22 protein-coding genes are annotated in these 26399 nt (G+C 62.7%); 11 read left to right on the forward strand and 11 right to left on the reverse strand.

Annotated elements, in window-relative coordinates; all coding sequences use genetic code 11:
* Positions 1 to 90: 90 nt before the first annotated feature.
* From I554_RS0101725 to I554_RS0101735, 3 genes are all read right to left on the reverse strand, one after another.
* A complete protein-coding gene (locus I554_RS0101725) occupies positions 91 to 360 on the reverse strand; it encodes an RNA-binding S4 domain-containing protein (RefSeq protein ID WP_024575485.1) in 270 nt (89 codons plus the stop codon).
* Between the two features lies 1 nt (position 361).
* Positions 362 to 3688, reverse strand: coding sequence for a helicase-related protein (locus I554_RS0101730; RefSeq protein ID WP_024575486.1), 3327 nt, complete (start codon positions 3686 to 3688; stop codon positions 362 to 364).
* Between the two features lie 345 nt (positions 3689 to 4033).
* Entirely contained in the window at positions 4034 to 4870 is an 837-nt protein-coding gene (locus I554_RS0101735; RefSeq protein ID WP_029659419.1) for a DUF3108 domain-containing protein, read from the reverse strand.
* A gap of 382 nt (positions 4871 to 5252) precedes the next feature.
* Between I554_RS0101735 and rpmB the strand changes: the two genes are divergently transcribed.
* Positions 5253 to 5546, forward strand: a complete 294-nt coding sequence (rpmB, locus tag I554_RS0101740) for a 50S ribosomal protein L28 (protein WP_006022419.1) — start codon at positions 5253 to 5255, stop codon at positions 5544 to 5546.
* Positions 5547 to 5740: 194 nt separating this feature from the next.
* On the opposite strand, the gene I554_RS0101745 is transcribed toward rpmB, so the two are convergent.
* Genes I554_RS0101745 through cobS form a run of 3 tightly spaced genes read right to left on the reverse strand, consistent with a single transcriptional unit; the run spans position 5741 to position 9697 of the window.
* Positions 5741 to 6766, reverse strand: a complete 1026-nt coding sequence (locus I554_RS0101745; RefSeq protein WP_024575488.1) for an esterase-like activity of phytase family protein — start codon at positions 6764 to 6766, stop codon at positions 5741 to 5743.
* 4 nt (positions 6767 to 6770) lie between these two features.
* Positions 6771 to 8666, reverse strand: a complete 1896-nt coding sequence (gene cobT / locus I554_RS0101750; protein WP_024575489.1) for a cobaltochelatase subunit CobT — start codon at positions 8664 to 8666, stop codon at positions 6771 to 6773.
* A 35-nt stretch (positions 8667 to 8701) separates the two neighbouring features.
* Complete coding sequence (cobS, locus tag I554_RS0101755; protein ID WP_024575490.1) at positions 8702 to 9697, reverse strand: cobaltochelatase subunit CobS; 996 nt, start codon at positions 9695 to 9697, stop codon at positions 8702 to 8704.
* Positions 9698 to 9995: 298 nt separating this feature from the next.
* Between cobS and I554_RS0101760 the strand changes: the two genes are divergently transcribed.
* Together I554_RS0101760 and I554_RS0101765 are read left to right on the forward strand one after the other, a co-directional pair.
* Complete coding sequence (locus I554_RS0101760) at positions 9996 to 10634, forward strand: DedA family protein (protein WP_024575491.1); 639 nt, start codon at positions 9996 to 9998, stop codon at positions 10632 to 10634.
* Entirely contained in the window at positions 10631 to 11161 is a 531-nt protein-coding gene (locus I554_RS0101765) for a DUF1801 domain-containing protein (protein WP_024575492.1), read from the forward strand. Before I554_RS0101760 ends, I554_RS0101765 begins: the two co-directional genes overlap by 4 nt.
* Here the strand turns inward: I554_RS0101765 and I554_RS0101770 are convergent.
* Complete coding sequence (locus I554_RS0101770; RefSeq protein WP_024575493.1) at positions 11136 to 11783, reverse strand: DnaJ domain-containing protein; 648 nt, start codon at positions 11781 to 11783, stop codon at positions 11136 to 11138. The two genes, I554_RS0101765 and I554_RS0101770, sit on opposite strands and share 26 nt — an antisense overlap.
* A gap of 141 nt (positions 11784 to 11924) precedes the next feature.
* On the opposite strand from I554_RS0101770, the gene I554_RS0101775 reads away from it, so the two are divergent.
* Positions 11925 to 12230, forward strand: coding sequence for a BolA family protein (locus tag I554_RS0101775; protein WP_024575494.1), 306 nt, complete (start codon positions 11925 to 11927; stop codon positions 12228 to 12230).
* A gap of 139 nt (positions 12231 to 12369) precedes the next feature.
* Here I554_RS0101775 and I554_RS0101780 read toward each other — a convergent pair whose 3' ends face one another.
* The 3 genes from I554_RS0101780 to I554_RS0101790 form a co-directional block, all read right to left on the reverse strand.
* Positions 12370 to 13719 (reverse strand): hemolysin family protein, encoded by a 1350-nt coding sequence (locus I554_RS0101780; protein WP_024575495.1) that lies wholly within the window; start codon positions 13717 to 13719, stop codon positions 12370 to 12372.
* Positions 13720 to 13798: 79 nt separating this feature from the next.
* Entirely contained in the window at positions 13799 to 14941 is a 1143-nt protein-coding gene (gene aroB / locus I554_RS0101785) for a 3-dehydroquinate synthase (RefSeq protein WP_024575496.1), read from the reverse strand.
* The gene (locus I554_RS0101790) at positions 14938 to 15561 is read right to left on the reverse strand and encodes a shikimate kinase (RefSeq protein ID WP_024575497.1); all 624 of its coding nucleotides are present in this window, start codon (positions 15559 to 15561) and stop codon (positions 14938 to 14940) included. The genes aroB and I554_RS0101790 overlap by 4 nt, the downstream gene beginning before the upstream one ends.
* 193 nt (positions 15562 to 15754) lie before the next feature.
* On the opposite strand from I554_RS0101790, the gene I554_RS25380 reads away from it, so the two are divergent.
* The 4 genes from I554_RS25380 (at position 15755) to I554_RS0101810 (ending at position 19888) form a co-directional block, all read left to right on the forward strand.
* The gene (locus I554_RS25380; RefSeq protein WP_006022431.1) at positions 15755 to 15901 is read left to right on the forward strand and encodes a hypothetical protein; all 147 of its coding nucleotides are present in this window, start codon (positions 15755 to 15757) and stop codon (positions 15899 to 15901) included.
* Between the two features lie 17 nt (positions 15902 to 15918).
* Positions 15919 to 16878 (forward strand): site-specific tyrosine recombinase XerD, encoded by a 960-nt coding sequence (gene xerD, locus I554_RS0101800; RefSeq protein WP_024575498.1) that lies wholly within the window; start codon positions 15919 to 15921, stop codon positions 16876 to 16878.
* A gap of 167 nt (positions 16879 to 17045) precedes the next feature.
* Positions 17046 to 18008 carry an acetyl-CoA carboxylase carboxyltransferase subunit alpha gene (locus I554_RS0101805; protein WP_024575499.1) on the forward strand — a complete coding sequence of 321 codons (963 nt, stop codon included), beginning with the start codon at positions 17046 to 17048 and terminating at the stop codon, positions 18006 to 18008.
* Positions 18009 to 18397: 389 nt separating this feature from the next.
* Positions 18398 to 19888 (forward strand): murein L,D-transpeptidase family protein, encoded by a 1491-nt coding sequence (locus tag I554_RS0101810; RefSeq protein ID WP_024575500.1) that lies wholly within the window; start codon positions 18398 to 18400, stop codon positions 19886 to 19888.
* Positions 19889 to 19961: 73 nt separating this feature from the next.
* Here I554_RS0101810 and secA read toward each other — a convergent pair whose 3' ends face one another.
* Entirely contained in the window at positions 19962 to 22796 is a 2835-nt protein-coding gene (gene secA, locus I554_RS0101815) for a preprotein translocase subunit SecA (protein ID WP_024575501.1), read from the reverse strand.
* Between the two features lie 399 nt (positions 22797 to 23195).
* Here secA and I554_RS0101820 point away from each other — a divergent pair, with 399 nt between their 5' ends.
* From I554_RS0101820 to I554_RS0101830, 3 genes are all read left to right on the forward strand, one after another.
* Positions 23196 to 24122: a peptidylprolyl isomerase gene (locus tag I554_RS0101820; RefSeq protein ID WP_024575502.1), complete on the forward strand. Its 927-nt coding sequence runs from the start codon at positions 23196 to 23198 to the stop codon at positions 24120 to 24122.
* Positions 24123 to 24280: 158 nt separating this feature from the next.
* Complete coding sequence (gene argJ, locus I554_RS0101825) at positions 24281 to 25522, forward strand: bifunctional glutamate N-acetyltransferase/amino-acid acetyltransferase ArgJ (RefSeq protein ID WP_024575503.1); 1242 nt, start codon at positions 24281 to 24283, stop codon at positions 25520 to 25522.
* A complete protein-coding gene (locus I554_RS0101830) occupies positions 25519 to 25923 on the forward strand; it encodes a (deoxy)nucleoside triphosphate pyrophosphohydrolase (protein ID WP_006022438.1) in 405 nt (134 codons plus the stop codon). Before argJ ends, I554_RS0101830 begins: the two co-directional genes overlap by 4 nt.
* Positions 25924 to 26399 lie beyond the last annotated feature (476 nt).

Raw genomic sequence — 26399 nt, forward strand, 5'->3', positions numbered from 1 at the left:
AGGCTCCGGAAGGTCTAAAATTCAGGTTTGGCGTAGCGCAGGATGTGCATCGCCGCAAGGGAAGTTCTGCCCGTCATTCGAGGCAATTGGTTACTCGGGGGGCGTTTGCAAATCGGCGTAAATCGTGCGCCCGGCGGCCGCATCCCCGCGCCGGTCCGCGAATCCGGTCACCTTCAGCACACGAACCCGGCTGTCGAGCGCGATGGTGAGAACGTCCTCTGCCTTCACCGCATGTCCCGGCGACGTCTGGCGCATACCATTGATGCGAACGCGACCCTTTGCGACCAGCGCTGCCGCATCGACGCGGGTTTTCACGATCCGCGCGTGCCACAACCACTTGTCGAGGCGCTGACGATCCAAATTATTCCTTGCGGTTGCCCGCAAGCTGCTCCTTCAGCGCCGCGAGCTTTGCGAACGGCGAGTTCGGATCGGCGGGACGGTCACGTTCACGGGGCACGGCGCTGGTCGCGAAAGTGCGATGCGAGCCGCCACCGCGGTCGCGATCATCCTTGCGCCCGTCACGGCCACGCTTGTCGAACTTGCCCTTGCCGCGCTCCTGATTGCGGTCCTTGCCCTTGAAGTGCTCGCGCGGCGGACGTGCCTGCGCAGCATCCGCGCCTTCCGCAGCAACCGCCGGAGCGTCACCGCGTGGCCGGCGATGTTCGTTGTTGCGGTCGCGGCGATGGCGGCCATGACGTTCGCGCTTCTCGTCACCACCGGCAGCGCCTTCACCTTCGGCTGCGGGAGCGGCGGATTTATCCGGCCCCTTGTAACGGCTGCGGTCATGGCGCGGACGGCGCTCGTCGGAGCGGCCACCGGGCCGCCAGACTTCCACCAGCACAGGCTCAGCAGGAGCCGTCGCTTCGGCGGCCTGATCAGGCGCAGCCTCGCCGGCTGGCGCTTCAACAGCCGCCGTCTCGGTGGCTTCGGCCACAGCAGCCGGTTCGGATGTCTCGGTCACAGCCGCTTCCGCAACAGATTCGGAGGTTTCCGACGGCGGGGCGAAATTCACTTCGGGCAGACGCGAGGCATATGCATCCGCCGCTGGCGGCGCATCGGTCGTTGCTGCGTCGTTCGTCACGTCAGCAATCGACTCCGTTGCCGCGACAACGTCGGGCTCCGTCACGACAACTTCGGATGCCGACACAGTGTCGGTTGCTTCAGCGGCCGCATCCACCACGGTGTCCGCAGCGACTGGCGGCGCGACAACCTCCGGCAGCGGCGGACGCTTCTCCATGCGATAGCCGAGAGCCTTCAGGATCGAAGCAAAATCTTCGCCCGCGGAGCCCGTGAGCGATGTCATGGCCTGTGTCGCCGTGAACGAGCGGCCATCGAATGCGCCTGCCGGCTTGTCACCGGGCGAGCCGGGACGCCACGACAGCGCGGGACGAATGAGATCCGCGAGGCGTTCGAGAATATCGACGCGCACCGCGCGATCGCCGCACAGCTTGTAGCCGAGCGTGCGGTAGGCCTCCTGATCGAGCGCCTTGTCCGCCGGGAACGAGGTGCGCCCGCTCGCCGCCAGATGCTGCGCACCGGTCAATGCCGACCAGTCGACATTGTCGCGCTTCAGACCCCACAACAGCGATGCAAGACCGCGCGCGGCGGGCTTCAGCAGTGCGGGAAGGAAAATATGATAGGCGCCGAAACGCACGCCGTACTTGCGCAGGCTTGCGCGCGACGGCTGATCGAGATCCTTCATCTCGGCGGCGATCTTCGGCCGCTCCAGCACGCCGAGCGCCTCGATCAGCTGGAAGGCAATGCCGCGCGCGATCCCGGTGACATCCTCGGCCTTCGACAGCTCGAACATCGGCCCGAGAATCTTTTCGATATGCGTCTTCAGCCACAGATCGAGCCGCGTCTGCACGGCCTCGCGTGACGGACCGGTCAGCCGTTCGTCCGCAATGATGCGGATACGCGGATGCAACGCATCGTCGGCCGCAACAAGCTTGGCGACGGCGTCGCCGGTCCAGCGCAGCGTTCCGTCGGACGCCAGCACGAACTGTTCGTCCGGTGCCTTTGAAAGCTTTTCAGCGCGCGCATCGATTTCGCCGGCCAGCGCCTTGAGCGCCGCGGCCTGCAAGGCCTTCGCATCGGAGCCCGCCTCGGCGGACTCTGGCGCGAACATGAATCCGTCGAGACGGCCAATCATATGGCCCTCTACGATCACTTCGCCCGTCTTCCCAATCTCAGTATTCAGCATCGTGTTTTCCCGCAAGCGCCGCATCAATACACTGGTCCGGCGATCAACGAAACGCTCAGTTAGCCTTTCATGCAGGGCATCCGACAATTTATCCTCGACGGCGCGGGCAATTCCCTGCCAGCGCTCGGGGCCCACCAGCCAATCGGGACGATTTGCCGCGAAAGTCCAGGTCCGTATCTGCGCAATCCGGGCCGATAATGTGTCGATATCGCCGTCTGTGCGGTCGGTTTGCGCGATCTGGGCCTCGAACCAGTTGTCCGGGATCCGGCCCTTCCGCATCAGGAACCCATACAGCGTGGTGACAAGTTCGGCGTGGGCGGCTGGCGAGAGCTTGCGATAATCGGGAATCTGGCAGGCCTCCCAGAGCCGTTCCACGGCGTCGGCGCCCCTGGCCATGTCGCGAACGTCCTCATCGCGCGCGGCGTGATCGAGCACGCGGATGTCCTCCGCGATCGGCGCGCGGGTCAGAGCCTCGTGGTTCGGCGTCAGCGCCAGCGAGACCTGGAGCGCGCCCAGCGAGGAGAAATCCAGCCGCGTGTTCCGCCACTGCAACATTTTCACGCTGTCGAAGGTGTGATTCTGCAGTGCATTGACCAGTTCCGGCTCGAACGGCGCGCAGCGGCCCGTGGTGCCGAACGTGCCGTCGCGTGTCGCACGGCCGGCGCGGCCCGCGATCTGTGCAAACTCGGACGGCGTCAGGCGGCGAAACTGATAGCCGTCGTACTTGCGGTCGGAGGCGAAAGCCACGTGATCGACGTCGAGATTGAGGCCCATGCCGACAGCATCGGTGGCGACGAGATAATCGACGTCGCCGGACTGGAACATGTCCACCTGCGCATTGCGGGTGCGCGGCGACAACGAGCCCAGCACAACGGCAGCGCCGCCATGCTGACGCCGGATCAGTTCGGCGATGGCGTAGACTTCATCCGCCGAGAACGCGACGATCGCAGTTCGCCGCGGCTGCCGGGTGATCTTGCGGTCGCCTGCAAACTCAAGCTGCGACAGCCTCGGCCGGGTGACGATGTTCACACCGGGCAGCAGCCGCTCGATGATCGGCCGCATCGTCGCCGCGCCGAGCAAGAGGGTTTCGTCTCGCCCGCGCCGGTTCAGAATCTTGTCGGTGAAGACGTGGCCGCGCTCAAGGTCAGACGCGATCTGGATTTCATCCACCGCCAGAAACGACACATCGAGATCGCGCGGCATCGCCTCGACGGTGGAGACCCAGTAGCGCGCGTGAGGCGGCTTGATCTTTTCTTCGCCGGTGATGAGCGCGACCGCGCCTGCGCCGGCTCGTACTGCGATCTTGTTGTAGACCTCGCGCGCCAACAGGCGCAGCGGCAGGCCGATGATGCCCGACGAATGGGCCAGCATCCGCTCGATGGCGAGATGGGTCTTGCCGGTGTTGGTCGGGCCGAGCACCGCCGTAACACCGGCTCCGGGGGCGCGCTCATTGGAAAACAGCGGAACGGAAGACGACAGAGGCATTTCGAGAGGTCCGCATGACGCACACGACGCGGACGCCGCAGCAAGTTTGAAAGAAGTGTCTCACAATGCGACGCTTTTCGTGCCGCAACTTAAGCTTTGGAACGGGTAAGGAACGAAAGAAGCCCGAATCGCTGACTCTCGGCGTAGCAGGCGATATGGCCTCAACATGTCGCACAATCTGGTGACCGGCGATACTATATGGGGTTTGAAGTTACTCCTCGCATGCCGCGATCGGGATAAAATCGTTAAATCCGGAGTCGAATCGGATTGGCCGGAGAGTCAACACGATTCACGGTGAGATTCGTTCCTGAATCGCGGCGCTGCCGGATCGGGCGCTCGTCTTGATCAGTTCGTCTTGGCGGTCTTTTGCGCCGAAATGAATTCCGTCGCCTCGATCATGCCGGTGCCGAGCGGTGTCGGAATCGTAATTCTGAAGGGCGCCAGCACCCGCGTTCCGGCGATGGGCGCGAACCAGATTTCCATGTTGCGCTGGGCGGCGACGTACTTGATCGAGGCGCGATCGGGAACGTAGCCGGCGATCGGGGTGAAGTAGACCGCGCAGACCACGACGGGGCCGTGATAGCCCTTCTCGGCCTTGACCGTTTCCATCCGCTTGTAATCGAGACGCAGATCGTAGCGCATCCTGCCGTCGAACACCGACAGCGTCTTGCGGCAGGCCTCCGGGCCGACCGGATCGCCGGTGCCCGCAACTTTCAGCAGCGCGCCTGTCATCGGATCGAGGACATTGCGGCGATGCACGTCAGTGACCGGAATCCGGTCCGGATTTTCATCCGGCACCGGCTCGATGGACGAATCTTTGACATTGCCGCCGCCGAGCGTAATGCGGATGACCTCAGCCTTCTTTCCGTAGTTGACCGTCGAAATGTAGCTCAGTGGAGCAAACTGGCCGGCCGTGATCCGCCCCTGCGAGGTGCCGGTGCCATTGCCGCCGCCGATGGATTTCATCAGCCCCGTGGTGGCGCCGCTGACGGCTGCCGAATACTGATCCTCGGCGACGTCGACGACCCAGGCGCCCTTGCCGATCGGAAGGCCCGCGAGCGTTGCTTCATACTTGGCGTCCAGACGGCCCTGAGCGCTGGCCGGGCTGGCAGACATCGCCAATGGAGCCACGACGGCCACAACACCCAGACAAAGCTGGTTTTGGGCGGTCCGGGAGAGCATCCAAGAAAGCTTTGGGAACCGGGGCATTGCCGACGAAATCCTGCTGACCAGCGATTGACCGGAGCCACCGGGCGCAGCGTCTGCGGGACTTGTTCCCGAATAGGCCGCGAAAGTCGTATCGATAGCCTCAGATATCTGTCTGGTCACGGATTACGTCGATTATATGTTAGGAAATCACTGGTTTGACGGGGAAAATCGTCATTTCCTGCCGCCGCGACCTGCCCCCTGGCGCGCAGAAAAGCCGCTGAAATCGCCTCTCAACCTTGACGCTGGGCCGCCAGCCCCTTATAGCTCCGCCGTTCCTGAAATGGACGGTTTAAACCCCCACGTGACCCCTTTGGGCGGTCCGGGGCGACACTAGGTTTCGCCAAAGGATTACACGATGTCTCGGCGCTGCGAATTGACGGCCAAGGGCCCTCAGGTTGGCCACAAGGTCAGCCACTCGAACCACAAGACCAAGCGCCGGTTCCTGCCGAACCTGTGCAACGTCACCCTGATTTCGGAAACGCTGGGCCGCAACGTGCGCCTGCGCGTCTCGACCAACGCGCTGAAGTCGGTCGACCACAACGGCGGTCTCGACGCGTTCCTGCTCAAGGCCAACAGCGGCGACCTGTCGCCGAAGGCAGTCGAGCTGAAGCGCCAGATCGAAAAGAAGAAGCTCGCCGCTGCGAGCTGATCCTTCGATCCGCAATTTTAGATTTCAAAAAGGCCGGGTTTCGACCCGGCCTTTTTTGTTTTCGTGCGAGGCCAGACACCGTCATTGCGAAGAGCGTAGCGACGAAGCAATCCATTTCTTTCTTTTTCAAAGAGTGGATTGCTTAGCTTCGCCCGCAATGACGAAGAAGACGCGAGCGCGGTGGACGATAACAATCACTCCTCGACCAGCGTGAACTGCAACAGCAGCGTGCGCTGGATCATCGAGAAATTATCGTCGGACACCATCGTCAGCACCGTCGCGCCATCGTCGGCGACATGCACATCGATACCTTCCATGTTGTCGATCTCGTATCCGAGATCGACCTCGAAAATCGTCGGCCCATCGATCACCGCATCCGGAACGATGGATTTGGCGGGAATGCGCCGGATGCGGATGCCAACGCCTTCCAGCAGCGAGAACTTCCGCTCCAGCAGCAACAGATCGCCGGACGGCAGCAGAACCGCATCGCTGATGTCGAAATTGCCGGTGCGCTTTGCCGTGAACTGTCCGGGTGAAGGCCCGCCGATCAGAAAGCATAAAATGTTTCCCGATGGATCGAGCCCGCGTTCGGAAATCGCGATTAGCGTTCCCGCAAGCGGCTGACCCTTGGGCACGAACACAAGCGCCTCGAGCCCCTTGTTGAACGGCAGCTTGCCAATTTCGGGCGGCACCGGCACGACCTCGCCGCGCGAGCGCACGCCACCTCTGCTGAAATCGAACCGCAGAATCTGATTGACGCGCTCAAGACCCACATAGAGCGTCGATCCATCAAGCGCGAGCGACTCGGTGTCGAACCAGCCTCGCGCCGTGATTTTCCTGCCGTCGCTGTCCAGCATCGGCGCGGACTTCACGTCGGAAAGGCCCGTCATGACCTTGCCGCGATAAGTGATCCGGCCGGTGAACCAGCTCCCCTTGTCGCTCAGGGCAATGAACTGTTCGCCCTTCTTGTCGAGCCGCAGTCCGGACAGGCCGCCGAAGCCGCGGAACGGCGAGGTCAGCACCAGCCCGCTGCGGAATTCCAGCGCACCATAGCGGATGTGGGACGCATCGCGCGGATCGAACGATTCGATCCTGCGGGCATTGACCACAAGCGAAGACGTCTGCGCGTGGGCGAACTCCGCGCCGCCGCCAATCATCCCGGCCGGAAGCGCCGCCATGGCGTTCCTCAGAAACCGCCGGCGGCTGAGGTCGTTGGTCATCGGCTCAGGAATGCAGTCTGCGGCGGCGCGGCGTCGGAGCCTCAGTATGAGTCTCGGTGAAAAGCTCAGCCAGCTTCTCGGTGATGGCGCCGCCGAGTTCTTCCGCATCCACGATGGTGACGGCGCGGCGATAGTAGCGCGTCACGTCGTGGCCGATACCGATCGCGATCAGTTCGACCGGCGAGCGGGTCTCGATCTCTTCGATGATGTGGCGCAGATGCCGCTCGAGATAGTTGCCCGGATTGACCGATAGCGTCGAGTCGTCGACCGGCGCGCCGTCCGAAATCATCATCAGGATCTTGCGCTGCTCCGAGCGCCCGAGCAGGCGCTTGTGCGCCCAGTCGAGCGCTTCGCCGTCGATGTTTTCCTTGAGCAGGCCCTCGCGCATCATCAGGCCAAGGTTCTTGCGCGCACGCCGCCAGGGCGCGTCCGCCGACTTGTAGATGATGTGCCGCAGATCGTTGAGGCGGCCCGGATTGGCGGGTTTGCCCGCCGCCAGCCACGCCTCGCGCGACTGACCGCCCTTCCACGCCCGCGTGGTGAAGCCGAGAATCTCGACCTTGACGCCGCAGCGCTCCAGCGTCCGCGCCAGAATATCGGCGCAGGTCGCAGCTACCGTGATGGGCCGGCCGCGCATCGAGCCGGAATTGTCGAGCAGCAGCGTCACCACCGTGTCGCGGAAGGTCGCTTCCTTCTCGTGCATGAACGACAGCGGATGGAACGGATCGGTGACCACACGCGACAGCCGCGCCGGATCGAGAATGCCTTCCTCGAGATCGAAGTCCCAGGCGCGGTTCTGCTGCGCCATGAGCTTTCTCTGCAGGCGATTGGCGAGCCGCGCGACGATGTGCTGCAGATGCGCGAGCTGCTTGTCGAGATAGCTGCGCAGCCGCTCCAGTTCGTCATGCTCGCAGAGATCTTCCGCCGAGACCACCTCGTCGAATTTCGGCGCGAAGGCATGATATTCCGGCCCGCGCGGCTCGTTGGCGCCGCGGCCCGGCGGCCGATGCGCTTCACCCGGCGTCTCGTCCTCGCCCATTTCGTTGTCGTCGAACGCATCGCTGGCGGACGCCTGCGCGCTCTCCATCGCGTTCTCGGACATCTCCTCGGTGGAGGATTGCGACTGGTCGGCGCTCATCTCCTCGGCGGCTTCGCTGTCGGGCGAGCCGTCCGCACCGGACTGGTCCTTCTCGCCGTCGCGATTCTCGTCCTGACTGTCGTCCTCGTCCTGATCGGCGTTACTTTCGTCGCCGAGCTCAAGTGCGTCCAGCAGATCGTGAACCACATCGCCGAAGCGTGTTTGATCTTCGGTGAACTCCTTCAATCGGTCGAGACGCGCACCGATCTTGTCTTCGAGGATCGGCCGCCAGAGATCGACCATCTTGCGCGCGGCCACCGGCGGCGCCTGGCCGGTCAGCCGTTCACGCACCATCATCGCCAGCGCATCGGCCAGCGGCGCATCGGCGCGGTCGGTGATCTCGTCGTATTTGCCGCGATGGAAATGATCGTCGAGCATCGCGGTGAGGTTCTTGGCGACGCCGCTCATCCGCTTGGCGCCGATGGCCTCGACGCGGGCCTGCTCGACGGCATCGAACACGCCGCGCGCCTGCGGATTGCCCGGCACCAGCTTGCGGTGAACCTTCGGATCGTGACAGGCGATCCGCAGTGCAATTGAATCCGCATGGCCGCGCACGATGGCGGCGTCCTTGCGTGTCAGTTTTCGCGCCGGTTCAGGGAGCCGCGCCTTGCCGGGCGAGAGGCCCGGACGTTCGGCGGCAAACGTCACTTCAAGTTCAGGCTGCTTGGCGATGGCCCGCAAAGCGGACGTCACCGCGCGCTTGAAAGGCTCCGTCGGCGATTCCTTCGACCCGGTCCTGAACTTGATATTAGACGTGCTCATGCAACCTTTCCTCCCCGTCAAGGGGAGAGGCAATCCTAGCTCAACGCCACATTGACCGCGGATTCCGGCAGTTCCGCATTGAAGCAGCGCTGATAGAACTCCGCCACCAGCGGACGCTCAAGCTCGTCGCACTTGTTCAGGAAGGTGACGCGGAAGGCGAAACCAATATCGCCGAAGATCTCGGCATTCTCGGCCCAGGTGATGACCGTGCGCGGCGACATCACCGTCGACAGATCGCCGTTGGCGAACGCGTTGCGCGTCAGGTCCGCGAGGCGGACCATCTTGTTGACGGTGTCGCGGCCAGCGTCGGTGCGATAGTGCTTCGCCTTGGCGAGCACGATTTCAACTTCCTCGTCATGCGGCAGATAGTTCAGCGTGGTCACGATCGACCAGCGGTCCATCTGGCCCTGGTTGATCTGCTGGGTGCCGTGATAGAGGCCCGAGGTGTCGCCGAGACCGATGGTGTTGGCGGTCGAGAACAGACGGAACGCCGGATGCGGCTTGATGACCTTGTTCTGGTCGAGCAGCGTGAGGCGGCCGGACACTTCGAGCACGCGCTGGATCACGAACATCACATCCGGGCGGCCAGCGTCATATTCGTCGAACACCAGCGCGACATTGTGCTGGAGCGCCCACGGCAGGATGCCGTCGCGGAATTCGGTGACCTGCTTGCCGTCGCGGACCACGATGGAGTCCTTGCCGACCAGATCGATACGGCTGATGTGGCTGTCGAGGTTGACGCGCACGCAAGGCCAGTTCAGCCGCGAAGCAACCTGCTCGATATGGGTCGACTTGCCGGTGCCGTGAAAGCCGGTGACCATGACACGGCGGTTCTTGGCGAAGCCGGCGAGGATGGCGAGCGTGGTCGCGCGATCGAACCGATAGTCCGGATCAACATCGGGCACATGGGGATCGCTGTTGGAATAGGCAGGAACCTCGAGGTCGCTGTCGATGCCAAAGACCTGACGGACCGACACTTTCATGTCGGGAAGGTTCGTGGGTTCCTGCGATAGAGTCGTGGCGGCGCTCATCAGTCCTCCGTGGTCCCGGATGCTCCCGAAACCAGACGTGCTTGCTGCGGGTGGGGTGCGTGATTCAACCTAGCAGACAGATGCAACCGGAAGAAGCCCACCACGCGATGAAAGTTCCAGTGTATTTTCATTGAGATAAGCCATTTTTGCGCGTTTGGTAGGTCTGCCCTGCGATTGCGGCGATACACGGCGGATTTTCACCGCGCCGATTTGACCGTTTTGCCGGGTCCCCTGCGGCGCCACCTCCGGTTTCCCGTGTATGTTACGGTGCAGGAATCGCGCCAGCAGCGGGCATCCGGTGAGTGATCTCAATCAACTGATCAGCTTCGTCTCGCTTCACGCCGCATTTGCCTATGCCGCAATTTTCCTGGCCGCGTTCCTCGAAGCCATTCCCATTCTCGGTTCGCTAATACCGGGATCGACCGTCATTCTGGCGCTCAGCGCGCTGATCCCGGCCGGCAATCTCCAACTGACGCCGGTGCTGGCCTGCGCCATCGCCGGGGCGGTCATCGGAGAGGCTCTCGCCTACTCGATCGGCTATGTCAGCCAGCGCGAGATCCTGACATCCTGGCCGATGTCGAAATACCCGGCGGTCATGGCACAAAGCGAGGAATTCTTTCACCGTTACGGGACATTTGCGGTGTTCTTCGCGCGTTTTGTGCCGCCTGTCCGCGCGCTCGTTCCGGTCGTCGCGGGGGCACTCGGCATGCCGCCATGGCGCTTCTATCCCGCCAGCATAGCAGCCTGCCTGTTATGGGCGCCGGCGCATGTGTTGCCGGGTATTTTGGCCGGCACAGCTGCCGAGCGCTGGGGCATGAAGATCGAGCATTACGGCGTGCCGCTGGTGGGCAGCATCATCGCCCTCGGGACGATCGCGGTGGCCATTCATTACTGGCGCAGCAGCCGCAATGCGGCCGTTAGCAGAGGCATACAATGACGCGCACGACCGGACAGGGCGGGACTTTCAGGGACAGCGATGTCGCGAAGGTTTTCGCGGCCTATCCCGAAGATGCCCGCGCGAAATTACTGACGCTGCGCGCGATCATTTTCGAGACTGCAAAAGCCATCGACGGTGTCGGACCGCTGGAAGAAACGCTGAAATGGGGTCAGCCCAGCTATCTCACGACTGAATCCGGCAGCGGCAGCACGATCCGGATCGACCGCGAGAAGTCGGATGGCCGCATCGCGATGTACTTCCACTGCCAGACCGATCTCGTCGCAACCTTCCGGGAGCTTTATCCGACGGAGATGGAGTACGGCGGTAACCGGAGCATCCTGTTCAAGGTTGCAACGCGGTTTCCCGAAAAGGCGCTGCGCCACTGCATCGGGCTGGCGCTGACCTATCACGTACGCAAAACACCTCCCAGGAAGGTGGCGTCAGCAAGGAAGGCAGCTTCAAAGAAAAAGCGCGCACCCGGCAAACCAAAGAAAGCCGCGCTCAGGACGCGCGCACGACCGTCTTGAGATAGTTGTAGGCCTTGATGATCTCGATCAGGCGATCTTCGGTCGACCGATCGCCGCCGTTGGCGTCGGGATGATGCTGCTTCACCAGCAGCTTGTATTTCGCCTTCACGGTCTCAAGCGTCGCATCGGGGCCGAGGCCCATCACCAGCAGCGCCTTTTTCTCTGCGTTGAAGATCTTCCGCGTCTCCGCCTTCGGCTCCTCTGCCTTCGCGTTCGAGCGCCAGCGGCCGCGGCCATTCATCTCGCTGAAGACGCTGAACGGATCGACGGCGTCTTCCAGGTTGACCGCGCCGGACTTGCCTTTGCCCTTCGCTCCGTTCTGACCCATCTTCCAGGTCGGGCGGTGACCGGTCTGCGCATCCTTCTGGTAGGTCGCGACCGCCTCGTCACTCATGCCCTGGAAGAAATTGTAGCCCTGATTATATTCGCGGACGTGGTTCAGGCAGAAATGCCAGTAATCCTTCTCCTGACCGCGGCCCTTGGGTGCGCGATGCGCACCCCTGTTCTTGCAGCCGGGCGCCTCGCACATCGCCACTTCCTCGCGCGCAACCTTTTGCTTCGCCGCGGTTTTAGTGGGCTTGATGCGAATGCTGTCGAAGAATTTGGATGAGTCGATGGCCATGGCTGCTGTGGTAACGCCTTGCTGGAAGCTTCAGGTTTTGACGCGATTTTTTACGGTCGCGGAGTATACATCACCGCGACGGTGAACCGCAATTGAAACGGTCATTGACCTTGGCGAATAACGCACGATATTGCGCAGATCATGACCGCAAAAGATCACATCACAAAGAAGTTGAGCGAAGCTTTCGCGCCCGAAAGCCTCGATGTCGCCGACGAATCCCATCTGCATGAGGGCCACGCGGGCCACAGGCCGGGCGGCGAGACGCATTTCAGGATATATATCGTGTCGAAGGCGTTCGAAGGGAAGAGCCGGATCGAGCGCCATCGCATGATAAATTCGCTTCTGGCGCCGGAACTCGCAGGCTCCGTCCACGCGCTGGCGATGCACACCTATGCCCCTGGCGAAGATGCCCGGCGTCCCGCCTCTGCAAAGGCGTGCAAACACTGATGCACTGATTGTTGTCGATCAGCCGCCGCAAATTTAACTGCCGCGCGCCAAAGATCTGCAAACCCTCTCTCCGACCCCGCAAGGACGAGGGAGCAGGGAGCGCTCCTCTCTATCTCATCGCCTATCGACGTCAGTGGCGCTAGAACGAAGTTCCCGCTTTCGGCTTCTTCTCGGGCGTGTCGCTCTCGCGCGGCAGCGGCACGATCCGCAGCGCCGTGATGCGGTTGCGCTCACGCCGCAGCACCCTGAAACGGAATCCGTGGAAGGTGAAGCTCTGGCCCCGGTCGGGGATCGAGCGCGCCTCGTGGATGACGAGACCGGCAATGGTCGTCGCTTCTTCGTCCGGCAGATGCCAGTCCATCGCGCGATTGAGATCGCGGATCGGCACCGAACCGTCGACCACGACCGAACCGTCCGGTTGAGCCCGGACACCGGCGACCGCAACATCGTGCTCGTCGGAAATATCGCCGACGATTTCTTCCAGGATATCTTCCAGCGTCACGAGGCCTTCGACCTCGCCATACTCGTCGACCACAAGCGCGAAGTGAGTCTTGCGGCGGCGGAAGGCTTTGAGCTGCTCGGACAGCGGCCGCATCTCGGGCACGAACCACGGCGGCAAGGCGAGCGCACCGACGTCGATCTTGGACAGATCGCCGTCGTTGGCGCGGATGGCGCGCAGCAGATCCTTGGCGTGCAAAACGCCGATGATGTTCTCGGGTTTCTCGCGCCAGAGCGGGATACGGGTATATTCGGACTCAAGAATTCCCTTGATGACCGCGTCAGGCGGGCCGTCCGCGTTGACGCTGACCATCTTGGTGCGGTGGACCATCACGTCGGACACAGCAAGATCGCCGAACCGGAACACGTTCTGAATGTATTCGGCTTCGCCGCTCTCGATCTTTCCGTGCTCGGCCGACTCTTCCACAAGCCCTTCGATTTCGGAATCGGTGAGGATTTCGTTCGTTGAGGATTCCTTGACGCCAAGCATCCGCAGGATCGCGCGCGACGCGCCGTTGAGCAGCCAGTTCAGCGGGTAAAGAACGAGATAGGAGACATAGAGCGGATACGCGATCCATTGCGAGACCGGCACGGGCTGGCGGATCGCCAGCGTTTTCGGCACCTGCTCGCCGATCACGATATGCAGCGAGGAGAACACCAGAAAGCCTGTGATGAAGGCCGTGAAATGCAGCGCGGACTCCGGCATTCCCAGCGGCTCGAGCACCGGCTTGAGCAGCGCCGCAACGGTCGGCTCGCCGACCCAGCCGAGACCGAGCGAGGCCATGGTGATGCCGAGTTGGCAGCACGCGAGATAGGCTTCGATATTGCCCATCATTTTCATCAGCAGCCGTGCGCCGAAGCGGTTCTGCTCGGCCATCGCCTTGACGCGAAACCCGCGGCTTTTCACCAGCGCGAATTCCGCCGCCACATAGAATGCGTTGGCGGCGAGCAGAAGGATGGCGATGAGCAGATTGACGGCCGCTGAATTCATGTTTGTCCCGCGACTGCCTCGTCCTTATGCGGTGCGCCGACGATAAGTCTTGGCATTCCGCGTTGAGACAGCTTCACCCTCACCCTGACAATTTTTCCTGAAGAAACGCACGAACCGCCGACGGATCGACGTCGTTGACGATCACTGCCTTGCCGACCTGTTCCAGCAGGATGAACGTCAATCGCCCGCGCTTCACTTTCTTGTCCTGCGCCATCAGCGTCATCAGCGTGTCCGCATCCGCAAGACCTTCCTGCTGGAAGCCGGCGATATCCTGCAAGCGCGTCGGCAGACCGACCGACGCGAGGTGACGCTGCACGCGCGCGGCATCGGACGGAGAGATCATGTTCAGACGCGCCGAGAATTCAGCGGCCAGCACCATGCCGACAGCAACCCCTTCGCCATGGAACAGGCGATCGGAGAAACCGGTCGCGGCCTCCAGCGCATGGCCGAACGTGTGCCCGAGATTGAGCAACGCGCGGTCGCCGGTTTCGCGCTCATCACGCGCCACGATCTCGGCCTTGGCGCGGCAACTGGCCGCGATGGCCTGTTCGCGCGCGGCGCCGCCGGAGAATATCTCGCCGTGATGGGCCTCCAGCCAGTCGAACAATTCCGCATCGCCGAGCACGCCGTACTTGGCGACTTCCGCATAGCCTGCACGGAACTGACGTGGCGACAACGTGTCGAGCACCGCCGTATCCGCGATCACGAGCACCGGCTGGTGAAACGCGCCGACGAGATTCTTGCCATGCGGCGAGTTGATCCCGGTCTTGCCGCCCACCGACGAATCGACCTGCGCGAGCAGCGATGTCGGCACCTGCACGAAATCGACACCGCGCCGGACAATCGAGGCCGCGAAGCCCGCAAGATCGCCGATCACACCGCCGCCCAGCGCAATCACCAGATCGTTGCGCTCGATCTTCGCCGCGATCAGCCCTTCGGAGACCTCCTGCAGCACCGCATAGCTTTTCGATGCCTCGCCCTCGCCCACCACGATGCGCGACGATGCGATGCCGGCGTCCGCCAGCGCGGCTTCGGTCTTGCCGAGCCAGTGTCTGGCGACGGTGCGATCGGTCACGATAGCAACGCGTGCACCGGGGCGCAGCGCGGCGATGCGATGACCGAGCGAGGGCAGCACGTCGCGGCCGATGACAATGTCATAGGCGCGATCGCCGAGGGCGACACCGACAGTCACCGGATTGTTGTTCTTGATAGCAACCGTCATTGTGTTTCGCTTGAGGAAGAGGACGCCGCACCGCCGGACAGCAGATGGGCGGACAACGCATCGATGCATTCATCGACGATCTTTTCGTGCGGCACATCGCGCGAGGCAATCGCAAGATCGGCGAGCTGATAGAAGGGACTGCGCTCGCTGATCAGACGCGCAATGGTCGCAGCGGGATCGGCGGTTTGCAGCAACGGCCGATCGGCGCGGCGCTTGACCCGCCTGAGAATGATGTCGCCGTCCGCCTGAAGCCAGATCGAGACGGCCTTGTCGTGAATCCGCTTGCGCGTCTCCTCGCGCATGAACGCACCGCCCCCGGTGGCGATCACGCTCGGGCCGGCCTCCAGGAGGCGCGCGATCACACGGGCTTCACCATCGCGGAAATATGGTTCGCCATGCTGCGCGAAGATTTCGCTGACCGTCATGCCCGCATGCGCGATTTCGATTTCATGATCAGCATCGAGAAACGGCACATGCAGCCGCGCACCCAGCCGGCGCCCGATGGTTGATTTGCCCGACCCCATCATGCCGACAAGCACAATCGAGCGGCCGCCCAGAGCCGCGACGATGTCGGCCTCATGGGTCATGCCGTCCTGATGGCTGGCTGCGGTTTCGGTCATCTCTGGCCCGGTTGGCCGCAAATGCGGCTAAGCTAATGTGTCACCTATACTACTCCTGCCGATCCCGTTGCCAGAGACTCTTGCCGAAACGGCGCGAACATGTTGGTAGTTTAGTCGGTCCGAACCGCAGTGTTCCGGCGGTTAACACGCCTTTGGCGCCGCATCTCAAAGGTTAATTTCGAGGCTATTCGCGATGCCCAGCCTGTTTCGCTTCCTGACTGTCGTGGCGGTGCTCGGCGGGCTGATCTACGGCGGCATCTTTGCGCTCGCCAATTTCGTCAATCCCAAGCCGCGCGAAATGACGGTCAGCGTTCCGCCCGACAGATTCCTCAAGAAGTAGGCGGCTGGAGGAACGTCATGCCGTCCGACAAATCCTCCGACGCACGGCTCACCGGCCTGTTCCTCGATATGCTCGCGGCTGAGCAGGGCGCCGGCGCCAACACGCTCGACGCCTATCGCGGCGATCTCGAAGACCTCTCCGAATTTCTCGCGCGGCGCAAGTCCACCTTCAAGGATGCAGACACCCAGACACTGCGCGACTATCTGGCCGACCTCGACACTCGCGGATTCAAATCGTCGAGCGTGGCGCGCAAGCTCTCGTCGACGCGTCACCTGTTTCGCTTTCTTCTCAGCGAACGTGTGCGCGGCGATGACCCGGCTGCAATCCTGTCAGGCCCGAAACGCGGGCGCGCATTGCCGAAGGTGCTGTCCATCGCCGATGTCGATCGTCTGCTGACGCAGGCCAAGGCGCTGTCGGTTGCGCCCGAACAATCGCCGCTGCAACGCCTGCGCGCGCTCCGGCTCTCCTGTCTGCTCGAGATTCTTTACGCGACGGGGCTTCGCGTCTCGGAACTGGTGGCGCTGCCGCTCTCCGCCGCGCGGCGCGACGCGCGCATGATCGTGGTGCGCGGCAAGGGCAACAAGGAACGTCTGGTCCCGCTCAACGAGACATCGAAGCAGGCGATGGCCGACTATCTCGCCGCACTCGAAGAAGCGCGGCGCGCGCAGAAGAAATCTTCCGCCGCGTCGAAATGGCTGTTCCCGTCATCGGGTGAGAGCGGCCATCTGACACGGCAGCATTTTGCCCGCGACCTCAAAGAACTGGCGGTCGCCGCCGGTATTGCACCCCGCCTGATCAGCCCCCATGTCTTGCGTCACGCCTTCGCCTCTCATCTTCTGCACAACGGGGCCGATCTGCGAATCGTCCAGACGCTGCTTGGTCACACCGATATTTCCACGACCCAGATTTACACCCACATCGTCGAGGAGAGGCTGAAGAGCCTGGTGCGTGATCTGCATCCACTGGCCGACAAATGACCCACCAAAAACCCAGCAATATCGGCACTTTCTATCGCGGCGCTTGACTTGGGGACGCTTCTTGACTTGAAAGGCCCCACGAATGACTTCGACCCTCGATTGAGAACGGCCAAAAGATCGATTCGTGCGCCTTTCGCCCAAGCGCGCCTGCCCCTTATATTTGTCACATGCCGGACCTGATGCGCAGCTATCTGGATTTTGAAAAACCCGTCGCCGAACTCGACGCCAAGGTCGACGAGTTGCGTGCGCTTGCCGCCAGCGGCAGCGACATCGGCGAAGAAGTGTCGCGCATCGAAGAGAAGGCAGCGCAGGCGCTCACCGAGCTTTATTCGGATCTGACGCCCTGGCAGAAGACTCAAGTCGCGCGCCATCCGCTGCGTCCGCATTGCGTGGATTACATCAAGCAGCTCATCACCGAGTTCACGCCGCTCGCGGGCGACCGCAAGTTCGGCGATGACGAAGCGCTAATCGGCGGCTTCGGCCGTTTCAGAGGCGAGAGCATTTGCGTGATCGGCCAGGAGAAGGGCTCGACCACCGAAACCCGGCTCAAGCATAATTTCGGCATGGCCAAGCCCGAAGGCTATCGCAAGGCCGTCCGGTTGATGGAACTTGCGGATCGCTTCGGTATTCCCGTCCTGTCGCTGGTGGACACCGCAGGCGCCTATCCCGGCATCGGCGCTGAGGAGCGCGGACAGGCGGAAGCGATCGCGCGATCGACCGACGCCTGTCTCAATCTCGGCGTACCCAATGTCGCCGTCATCATCGGCGAGGGCGGCTCAGGCGGCGCGATCGCGATTGCCACCGCGAACCGCGTGCTGATGCTCGAACACGCGGTGTACAGCGTGATCTCGCCGGAAGGCGCGGCCTCGATTCTGTGGCGCGATTCGACGAAAGCGCAGGAAGCCGCGATCAATATGAAGATCACCGCGCAGGATCTCGCCCGCTTCGGTGTGATCGACACCATCCTGAAGGAACCACCGGGCGGAGCGCACCGCGATCCGGCCGCCATGATCGCCCGGGCCGGCGATGCTGTCGCCCAGGCCTTCAACGATTTGCGGAGCCTCGATTCCAAGGCGGTGCGCAACCAGCGCCGGCAGAAATTCCTCGATATCGGACGCAAGCTCGGCTAGGGCATCGCCCAAGCCAAATGTGCGCAATCCATGCGGCGAAGTCACATCGTGGCTTTTTCGAGACAGGCCCGCTTCTGGCCGGGCCGTTTTTCCCCTGCATTTTGATTTACTTAGCGTTGACCATAAAACGCTTCCCGTCCCTGCGGGGCAGGGCGCTCGGCTTGCGACAGAGGGGTATTTAAGGATAATAATTGCTCAATTGCTGACGCACGTTTTTAGCCAAAAAGCGAACGCTGCTTTTACGACGAAAACACGTGCGGCCTGTTTTAACAGACAGTGTTTTCCGGCCGCCTCCTGCGCGCCACTTTGCCGGAAGACGATCTGTCACCGGGGTCGAGTCCTGGGTCTAGCCGGAGTATGGGGATTGCCGGTCTGCCGCGGAGCCTTGCATGATTGACCGCACGCACATTCGCGCGCTTGTCACGTCGGCTGCGCTTGCGGCCGGCGTTTTGCTTGCTGGATGCAACGGCGAACAGCTCTCGCCGAGTTCAAAGGCCAACCGCCCGATCCCCGACAAGCTGCTTGCCGACATCGAATCGAAGAACATGGACAAGGCGTCGCCGATCCTTGTCCGCCTGTTCAAGCAGGAAGCCGAACTCGAGGTCTGGAAGCAGGACCGCAACGGCAAGTTCGCGCTGCTGAAGACCTATCCGATCTGCCGCTGGTCGGGAGACCTTGGACCGAAGGTCAAGGAAGGCGACCGTCAGGCGCCGGAAGGCTTCTACTCGATCACGCCCGCGCAGATGAATCCGACGTCGGCGTATTTCCTGTCGTTCAACATGGGCTATCCGAATGCCTACGATAAGGCATGGGGCCGCACCGGATCGCAGTTGATGGTCCACGGCGATTGCTCATCGCGCGGCTGCTACGCAATGACCGACGAACAGATCTCGGAAATCTATGCGCTCGGCCGTGAATCCTTCTTCGGCGGCCAGAACGCATTTCAGGTGCAGGCCTATCCGTTCCGCATGACGCCGCAGAACATGGCCCGCCACCGCAACAATCCGAACATGCCGTTCTGGAAGATGATCAAGGAAGGCAACGATCACTTCGAGGTCACCAAGCAGGAGCCGAAGGTCGATTTCTGCGAGAAGAAGTATGTCTTCGACGCGGAGAAGCCCGCAGGTTCGACCCGCCCGCTGACCTTCAACGCCTCGGCGCAATGCCCCGCCTATCAGGTTTCGCCCGAGATCGCCGAAGCGGTCCAGGACAAGCAGCGTCAGGATGAACTGAAGACCGCGCAACTGATCTCGCGTGGCACGGCGACGGCGCGTTCGCGCGCCGGGATCGACGGCGGCATGCATCCGGTGTTCGCCTCCAAGCTGCCGGAAGGCGAAGCCGCGATCGACCGTGACGTCACCGACTATGCCGTCGCGTCCAACGGTCCCGCTCCCGGCACTGTTCCGGCGCACGCAACGATTCCAAAGGCGCCCGAGCCGGCGGTACCGTCGTTCAGCTTTACCTCGTCCAACAGCGAGCCGATGGTGGCCGTGACCAGCACCACGCCTGCGGCGTCCGCGAATGCCAGCGCAAGCTCCTCGGAAGGCTTCTTCAGCAAGCTGTCCCGCTCCGTGGGCCTGCGTGGATCGGATCCACAACCGCCCGCCGCAGCGCCGGCAAAGCCGACCGCGGTCACTGCGGCCCCGAAGGCGAAATCACCTGGGCCGACCAGGGAAGCCGCCAAGAGCGCTCCGCCGCGCGTCATTCCACTCGAACGCTCGCAGCAGGCTCAGGCGCCCGCCAAGCCTGCCGCTCCAGCGCCTGCGACAACAGCCGCGGCAGCCGCGCCCGCCGCTCCGGCATCTCAGCCGTCGCTGGCCGGTGCTCAGCCCGCAGTGCAGGCGAACTCCTTCGACAGCCGCTGGTCGACAGTCCGGTAAACCGGCATCGTCATCGCCCACAAAAAACGCCGGTCTCTCGACCGGCGTTTTGCATTTGAAGACTTGAAGCTGCTCAGGCGAACTTGCCGTGGCAATGCTTGAACTTCTTGCCGGAGCCGCACGGACAATCCTCGTTGCGGCCGACTTTGCCCCAGGTCGCAGGATTTTGCGGATCGCGCTGTGAAGCCGGGACCGGCGCAAGAGCGGCCTGCGCAAAGGCCATCTCGTCCTCGCCGGTATTCGGATTGAGCTTGTGCGCTTCCATCTGAGGCAGCTCCGGTTGCTCGTCCGGCGGCACGATCTCGACCCGCACCAGTTGCGCAGTCACTGCCTCGCGCAGATGCGAGATCAGGCCCTCGAACAGATTGAACGCCTCGGACTTGTACTCCTGCAACGGATCGCGCTGGCCGTAGCCGCGCAGGCCGATCACCTGCCGCAGGTGGTCCAGCATCACCAGATGCTCACGCCACAGATGATCCAAGGTCTGTAGCAGGATCGACTTTTCGACATAGCGCATGACATCGGGACCGAACTGAGCCGACTTCGCCGCCATGTGCTCGTCAACGCGCTGCTCGATGCGCGACAGCATCTCCTCGTTGGCGATACCCTCTTCCTTGGCCCACTCATCGACCGGCAGGTCGAGATCGAGCACGCGCTTCAGTTCGTCCTTGAGCCCGGCCACATCCCACTGCTCCGCATAGGCATGCTCAGGCACGTGTTTGGCGACCAGATCGTCAACCAGCGCATGGCGCATGTCGGCGACGGTCTCGGCCACATTCTGGTCGCGCATCAGATCGATGCGCTGATCGAAGATCGCCTTGCGCTGGTCGTTCTGCACGTCGTCGAACTTAAGCAGGTTCTTGCGGATGTCGAAGTTGCGGGCCTCGACCTTCTGCTGCGCCTTCTCCAGTGCCTTGTTGATCCACGGATGGATGATCGCCTCGCCCTCCTTGAGGCCGAGACGGGTCAGCATGCTGTCGAGCCGGTCCGATCCGAAGATGCGCATCAGATCGTCTTCGAGCGACAGATAGAACTTGGTGCGGCCGGGATCGCCCTGACGGCCGGCGCGGCCACGAAGCTGGTTGTCGATGCGGCGGGATTCGTGACGCTCCGAACCGATAATGTAGAGGCCGCCGGGCTTGGTGATGGTCTTGGCCGGCTTGCTGCCCTTCGCCGGTTCGATCTCGATGACTTCTTCCGACTTCAACACCATCTCGCGGAAGCGTTCGATGTCGGCCTTGATCTGTTCGATCTTGGCCTTTTTCTCGGCCTCATCCGTGATGTCGGCGGTCTCGATCTGGCTGCGCATTTCCAGCGAACCGCCGAGTTTGATGTCGGTACCGCGGCCGGCCATGTTGGTCGCGATGGTGATCGCGCCCGGCACGCCGGCTTCAGCCACGATGTAGGCTTCCTGTTCGTGGAAGCGCGCGTTCAGAACCGCGAACAGCTTGGCCGGCTTGCCCGCGCGCGCGGCCGCGTAGAGCTTTTCCAGCGCCTTCGGATTGCCGAAGTCGATCTGCTTGTAGCCGTTCTTGGCGAGATACTCGCCCAGCACTTCCGACTTCTCGATCGACGCCGTACCCACCAGCACCGGCTGCATGCGCTTGTTGGCCTGCTCGATCTCCGCGAGGATCGCACGATGCTTTTCCTCGGCGGTGCGATAGACCTCGTCGTCCTCGTCGAGACGCGCGATCGGCACGTTGGTCGGAACCTCGATGACCTCGAGCTTGTAGATGTCGAACAGTTCGTCCGCTTCCGTCGCCGCCGTCCCGGTCATGCCGGCGAGCTTGTCGTACATGCGGAAGTAGTTCTGGAACGTGATCGAGGCCAGCGTCTGGTTTTCCGGCTGGACCGGCTGATGTTCCTTGGCTTCTAGCGCCTGATGCAGGCCTTCCGAATAGCGGCGGCCCGGCATCATGCGGCCCGTGAACTCGTCGATGATGACCACTTCGCCGTCGCGGACGATGTAGTCCTTGTCGCGCTGGAACAGCGAATGCGCGCGCAGCGCCTGATTGATGTGGTGGACGACGGAGACGTTCTCGACGTCGTAGAGCGAGTCGCCCTTGAGCTGGCCGGCGGCCTGCAACAGGTTCTCGATCTTCTCCATGCCGGCTTCGGTCAGCGTGACGGTGCGCTGCTTCTCGTCGACCTCGAAGTCCGTCACCTTCTCGAGCTTCGGAATATAGGTGTCGATGGTGTTGTAGAATTCCGAGCGGTCGTCGAGCGGGCCGGAAATGATGAGCGGCGTGCGGGCTTCGTCGATCAGGATCGAGTCGACTTCGTCGACGATGGCGAAGAAATGACCGCGCTGGACCATGTCCTCCAGCCGGTACTTCATGTTGTCGCGCAGATAGTCGAAGCCGTATTCGTTGTTGGTGCCGTAGGTGATGTCGCAGGCATAGGCCGCCTGACGTTCCGCATCGTCCAGACCATGAACGATCACGCCCGTGGTCATGCCGAGGAACGAATAGATCTGTCCCATCCACCCGGCGTCGCGCTTGGCGAGGTAGTCGTTGACGGTGACGACGTGGACACCGTTGCCGGCCAGCGCGTTGAGATAGACCGCCAGCGTCGCCACCAGCGTCTTGCCTTCGCCGGTTTTCATCTCGGCGATGTCGCCCTCGTGCAGCACCATGCCGCCGATCAGCTGCACATCGAAATGGCGCTGACCGAGGGTCCGCTTGGCGGCCTCGCGAACGGTGGCGAATGCTGGCACCAAAAGATCGTCGAGAGACTTACCTTCGGAGAGCTGCTTGCGGAACTCCGCGGTCCGCGCCTTCAGCGCCTCGTCGGACAGGGCCGCGATCTCGGGTTCCAGCGCGTTAATCGCATCGACGCGGGCTTGGTATCCCTTGATCCGCCGGTCGTTGGCGGAGCCGAAAAACTTGCGGGCGAGCGCGCCGAGCATGAATAATTCCTGTCTTGCAGTTGGCGTTGCGGCTGAAGTCACCGCAGCCCTGAAACCGGTATGAAACGTCCGCAGAATTGCTGATGGAGCAAACCCTTGCGCGAATCCTCGAGGATGAGTGCGGGAGCGAATTCTAAAGGTTCACCCGCTTGAGCGCGGCAAAGCCCCGCAGCAGCCAGGAGAGCCTGCCGGGAGAGATATGGGCCGTCCAAAGCCTTGTCAACGCGCGAACCTGTCAAGGATTTCATGATTTTGGCGGGTTTTTCACGTTGCGTCCGGGCAGAGGTTGGGCGAGTGTCCGGCCTCCCGAACCGCCCGGTCCTCCGGTCTTCAGAGATTCGCATCATCACGAAGCGAACGCCGGCTCGGTAACCAGCCTTTGACCCATAAGGATTTTCCATGACCGTTTCTCCGAACCGCACAGCCTCCCACACCGGACTGGGCGCGCGACTAGGACTGCTCACGTCGGCCGCTGCAATTTGTCTCACGGTCGTTCTGAGCACCGGCCAGCCGCTCCGCGCGCAGGATGCCAACGCCGTAATCGCAAAGGTTAACGGGGCTGAGATCCGCCAGAGCGATCTGACCGTCGCCGAGGAAGAGCTGGGACCGAGCCTCCAGCAGATGGACCCCGCAACCCGCCGCGACAATCTGATCGCCTTCCTGATCGATATGAAAATCGTCGCCAAGGCCGCCGAAGCCAAGAAGGTCGGCGACTCGGCAGAGTTCAAGCAGAAAGTCGCCTTCGCGCGCGACCGCCTTTTGATGGACAGCCTGCTCGCGACCGAAGGCAAGGCGGCCGTCACTGACGAGGCCATGAAGAAGGTCTATGAGGACGCCACCAAGCAGGTCTCGGGCGAGAAGGAAGTCCGCGCCCGGCACATTCTGGTCCCCACCGAGGAAGAAGCGAAGGCGATCAAGGCCGAACTCGAGAAGGGTGCCGACTTCGCCAAGCTCGCCAAGGAAAAGTCCAAGGACCCGGGCGCAGCCGACGGCGGCGATCTTGGCTTCTTCACCAAGGAGCAGATGGTGCCGGAATTTTCCGCCGTTGCCTTCGCGCTCGAGCCCGGCAAGATTTCCGATCCCGTGAAGTCGCAGTTCGGCTGGCACATCATCAAGGTCGAGGAAGCCCGCGACCGCAAGCCGCCGGACTTCGAGCAGGTGAAGGGCCAGATCCAGAACTTCGTGATCCGCAAGGCACAGGCCGACTACGTCACCAAGCTGCGCACCGAAGCCAAGGTCGAGCGCCTCGACAAGCCGGCGGACGCTGCGGCTCCGGCGGCGAAGCCTGATGCGAAGGCTGCTCCGGCCGCACCTGCGAAGAAGTAAATCGACTTCACGCCAAACCTTCAGTAACCTGACGTCATGCCCGGGGCTTGCCCCGGGCATCTACGTCTTGGGGCCTTCACAATTGTAGGCGTAAGACGTGGAGGGCTGGAATCATCCGGCCACACGCTGACATTCCTCGATCCAGGGCCACCGATCTCATGTCCACCGCCGTCTCCCCGCTCGCCCCCACCGATGTCCCCGACATGCCGCAGATTGACGGCGTGCGCCTTGCGACGGCGGCCGCCGGCATCCGCTACAAGAACCGCACCGACGTGCTGCTGGCGCTGTTCGACAAGGGCACCACGGTGGCGGGCGTGTTCACGAAATCGAAGTGCCCGAGCGCCGCGGTGGACTGGTGCCGCGCCAGGCTCAAGGGCGGCGAGGCGCGCGCGCTGGTGGTCAACTCCGGCAATGCCAACGCCTTCACCGGCAAAACGGGAAAGCAGGCAACCACGCTGACCGCATCGATCGCCGCGAAAGCAACCGGCTCGACGCCGGCCAAAATCTTTCTCGCATCTACCGGCGTGATCGGCGAACCGCTCGACGCCACGAAGTTCAACGGCGTGCTCGACGATCTCGCAAGGGCCGCCGAACCCGATGGATGGATGAACGCGGCCACCGCGATCATGACCACCGACACGTTTCCGAAAGTTGCCACCGCCACAGTGAAACTCGGCAAGACCAAGGTCACCATCAACGGCATGGCCAAGGGCGCGGGCATGATTGCGCCGGACATGGCGACGATGCTTTCGTTTATCTTCACCGACGCGCCGATTTCGGCACCCGCGCTGCAATCGCTGCTCAAGACCGGCGTTGAGGATACGTTCAACGCGGTGACCATCGATGGCGACACCTCGACATCGGACACTCTGCTGGCCTTCGCCACCGGCGCCGCAGCAGCACATGGCGCACCGAAGATCACGCGCGCATCCGATCCGCGCTTGAAAGCGTTCACCAAGGCGCTCAACGGCATTCTGGCGGACCTCGCCGAGCAGGTCGCACGCGACGGCGAAGGCGCGCGCAAGCTGGTCGAGGTCGTGGTCGAGGGTGCCACGTCAAAGACGTCCGCGCGGAAAATCGCGATGTCGATCGCCAACTCGCCGCTGGTGAAAACCGCCATTGCCGGCGAGGACGCCAACTGGGGCCGCGTGGTCATGGCCGTCGGCAAGGCTGGCGAACCGGCTAACCGCGACAAGCTGTCGATTGCGTTCAACGGCATCCGCGTCGCCAGCAAGGGCGCGCGCGATCCGTCCTACGACGAGAAGGAAGTCTCTGCGCTGATGAAGCAGGACAAGATTCAGATCAAGATCGGGCTCGGGCTTGGAAAGGGCCGCGACCGCGTGCTGACCTGCGATCTCACCAAGGAATACGTTGCCATCAACGGCGACTACCGATCGTGATCAAACTGGTCCTCGTTGTCGCCTGCGCGCTGATCGATACGGACAACCGCGTCCTGATCGCGCAGCGGCCCGAGGGCAAGACGCTCGCGGGGCTATGGGAATTCCCCGGCGGCAAACTGGAGCCCGGCGAGCGGCCGGAGCCGGCGCTGATCCGCGAACTCGCGGAGGAACTCGGCATCAAGGTAGAGGAGCCGTGCCTCGCGCCGCTCACCTTCGCCAGCCACAGCTATGAGACCTTCCATCTGCTGATGCCGCTTTACATTTGCCGGAAGTGGGAAGGCACCGTGACGCCGCACGAAGGTCAGCAGCTCGCATGGGTGCGCGCCAACAAGCTGCGCGATTATCCAATGCCGCCGGCGGATATTCCGCTGATCGCGCATCTGACGGATTTGCTGCTGTAGGCGCGGCGTCATCACCACCGAACAACTTTTCGGCCCGTCATTCCGGGATGCGCCGCTTGGCGCAGGCCCGGAATCCATGATTGCGAAAATCTCCGGAGAGTCCGTGGATTCCGGGTTCGCGCGAAACCGCGCGCCCCGGAATGACGGCGGAGAGTATTGCCGGCGTGCGGCTCGAAACATTTCGTGATGGGGATACGCGTCCCCGTGCTCTGAAGCGCGCTTAAGTTCGCCATGTCCTGGTCGTGAGGGGCGCTTCTCGAGGGCGCTTTGAAGCGGAGCAGGATGCGGCGCCTGCGCACGTGTCTCGCACACACGCGTCCGGGAGGCTGGGGTCACCGTCCGGGCCAACTACGTGGCTCTGCCGTTCGCGGCTGGACGCGGAGCGGACGAAGGCGGCGAAAGCCGTCCGGATCAGGGGTCGAGTACCTCCCCCGTCCGCACCCGGAAGTACGGTCCCCTCGCCCAAAATCGCCGCA

The sequence above is a fragment of the Afipia sp. OHSU_II-C1 genome (assembly GCF_000497575.1).
In the GTDB taxonomy this organism is placed as follows: Bacteria; Pseudomonadota; Alphaproteobacteria; order Rhizobiales; family Xanthobacteraceae; genus Afipia.

What these genes read in the sequence shown, in the direction of transcription:
- I554_RS0101730 (WP_024575486.1), bottom strand. Translation starts at nt 3,688, where the DNA reads ATGCCTCTGTCGTCTTCCGTTCCGCTGTTTTCCAATGAGCGCGCCCCC.
- I554_RS0101745 (WP_024575488.1), bottom strand. Translation starts at nt 6,766, where the DNA reads ATGACCAACGACCTCAGCCGCCGGCGGTTTCTGAGGAACGCCATGGCG.
- I554_RS0101820 (WP_024575502.1), top strand. Translation starts at nt 23,196, where the DNA reads ATGACCGTTTCTCCGAACCGCACAGCCTCCCACACCGGACTGGGCGCG.
- cobT (WP_024575489.1), bottom strand. Translation starts at nt 8,666, where the DNA reads ATGAGCACGTCTAATATCAAGTTCAGGACCGGGTCGAAGGAATCGCCG.
- cobS (WP_024575490.1), bottom strand. Translation starts at nt 9,697, where the DNA reads ATGAGCGCCGCCACGACTCTATCGCAGGAACCCACGAACCTTCCCGAC.
- I554_RS25380 (WP_006022431.1), top strand. Translation starts at nt 15,755, where the DNA reads ATGCCCAGCCTGTTTCGCTTCCTGACTGTCGTGGCGGTGCTCGGCGGG.
- I554_RS0101775 (WP_024575494.1), top strand. Translation starts at nt 11,925, where the DNA reads ATGACCGCAAAAGATCACATCACAAAGAAGTTGAGCGAAGCTTTCGCG.
- xerD (WP_024575498.1), top strand. Translation starts at nt 15,919, where the DNA reads ATGCCGTCCGACAAATCCTCCGACGCACGGCTCACCGGCCTGTTCCTC.
- I554_RS0101765 (WP_024575492.1), top strand. Translation starts at nt 10,631, where the DNA reads ATGACGCGCACGACCGGACAGGGCGGGACTTTCAGGGACAGCGATGTC.
- argJ (WP_024575503.1), top strand. Translation starts at nt 24,281, where the DNA reads ATGTCCACCGCCGTCTCCCCGCTCGCCCCCACCGATGTCCCCGACATG.
- aroB (WP_024575496.1), bottom strand. Translation starts at nt 14,941, where the DNA reads ATGACGGTTGCTATCAAGAACAACAATCCGGTGACTGTCGGTGTCGCC.
- rpmB (WP_006022419.1), top strand. Translation starts at nt 5,253, where the DNA reads ATGTCTCGGCGCTGCGAATTGACGGCCAAGGGCCCTCAGGTTGGCCAC.
- I554_RS0101735 (WP_029659419.1), bottom strand. Translation starts at nt 4,870, where the DNA reads ATGCTCTCCCGGACCGCCCAAAACCAGCTTTGTCTGGGTGTTGTGGCC.
- I554_RS0101790 (WP_024575497.1), bottom strand. Translation starts at nt 15,561, where the DNA reads ATGACCGAAACCGCAGCCAGCCATCAGGACGGCATGACCCATGAGGCC.
- secA (WP_024575501.1), bottom strand. Translation starts at nt 22,796, where the DNA reads ATGCTCGGCGCGCTCGCCCGCAAGTTTTTCGGCTCCGCCAACGACCGG.
- I554_RS0101805 (WP_024575499.1), top strand. Translation starts at nt 17,046, where the DNA reads ATGCCGGACCTGATGCGCAGCTATCTGGATTTTGAAAAACCCGTCGCC.
- I554_RS0101780 (WP_024575495.1), bottom strand. Translation starts at nt 13,719, where the DNA reads ATGAATTCAGCGGCCGTCAATCTGCTCATCGCCATCCTTCTGCTCGCC.
- I554_RS0101770 (WP_024575493.1), bottom strand. Translation starts at nt 11,783, where the DNA reads ATGGCCATCGACTCATCCAAATTCTTCGACAGCATTCGCATCAAGCCC.
- I554_RS0101810 (WP_024575500.1), top strand. Translation starts at nt 18,398, where the DNA reads ATGATTGACCGCACGCACATTCGCGCGCTTGTCACGTCGGCTGCGCTT.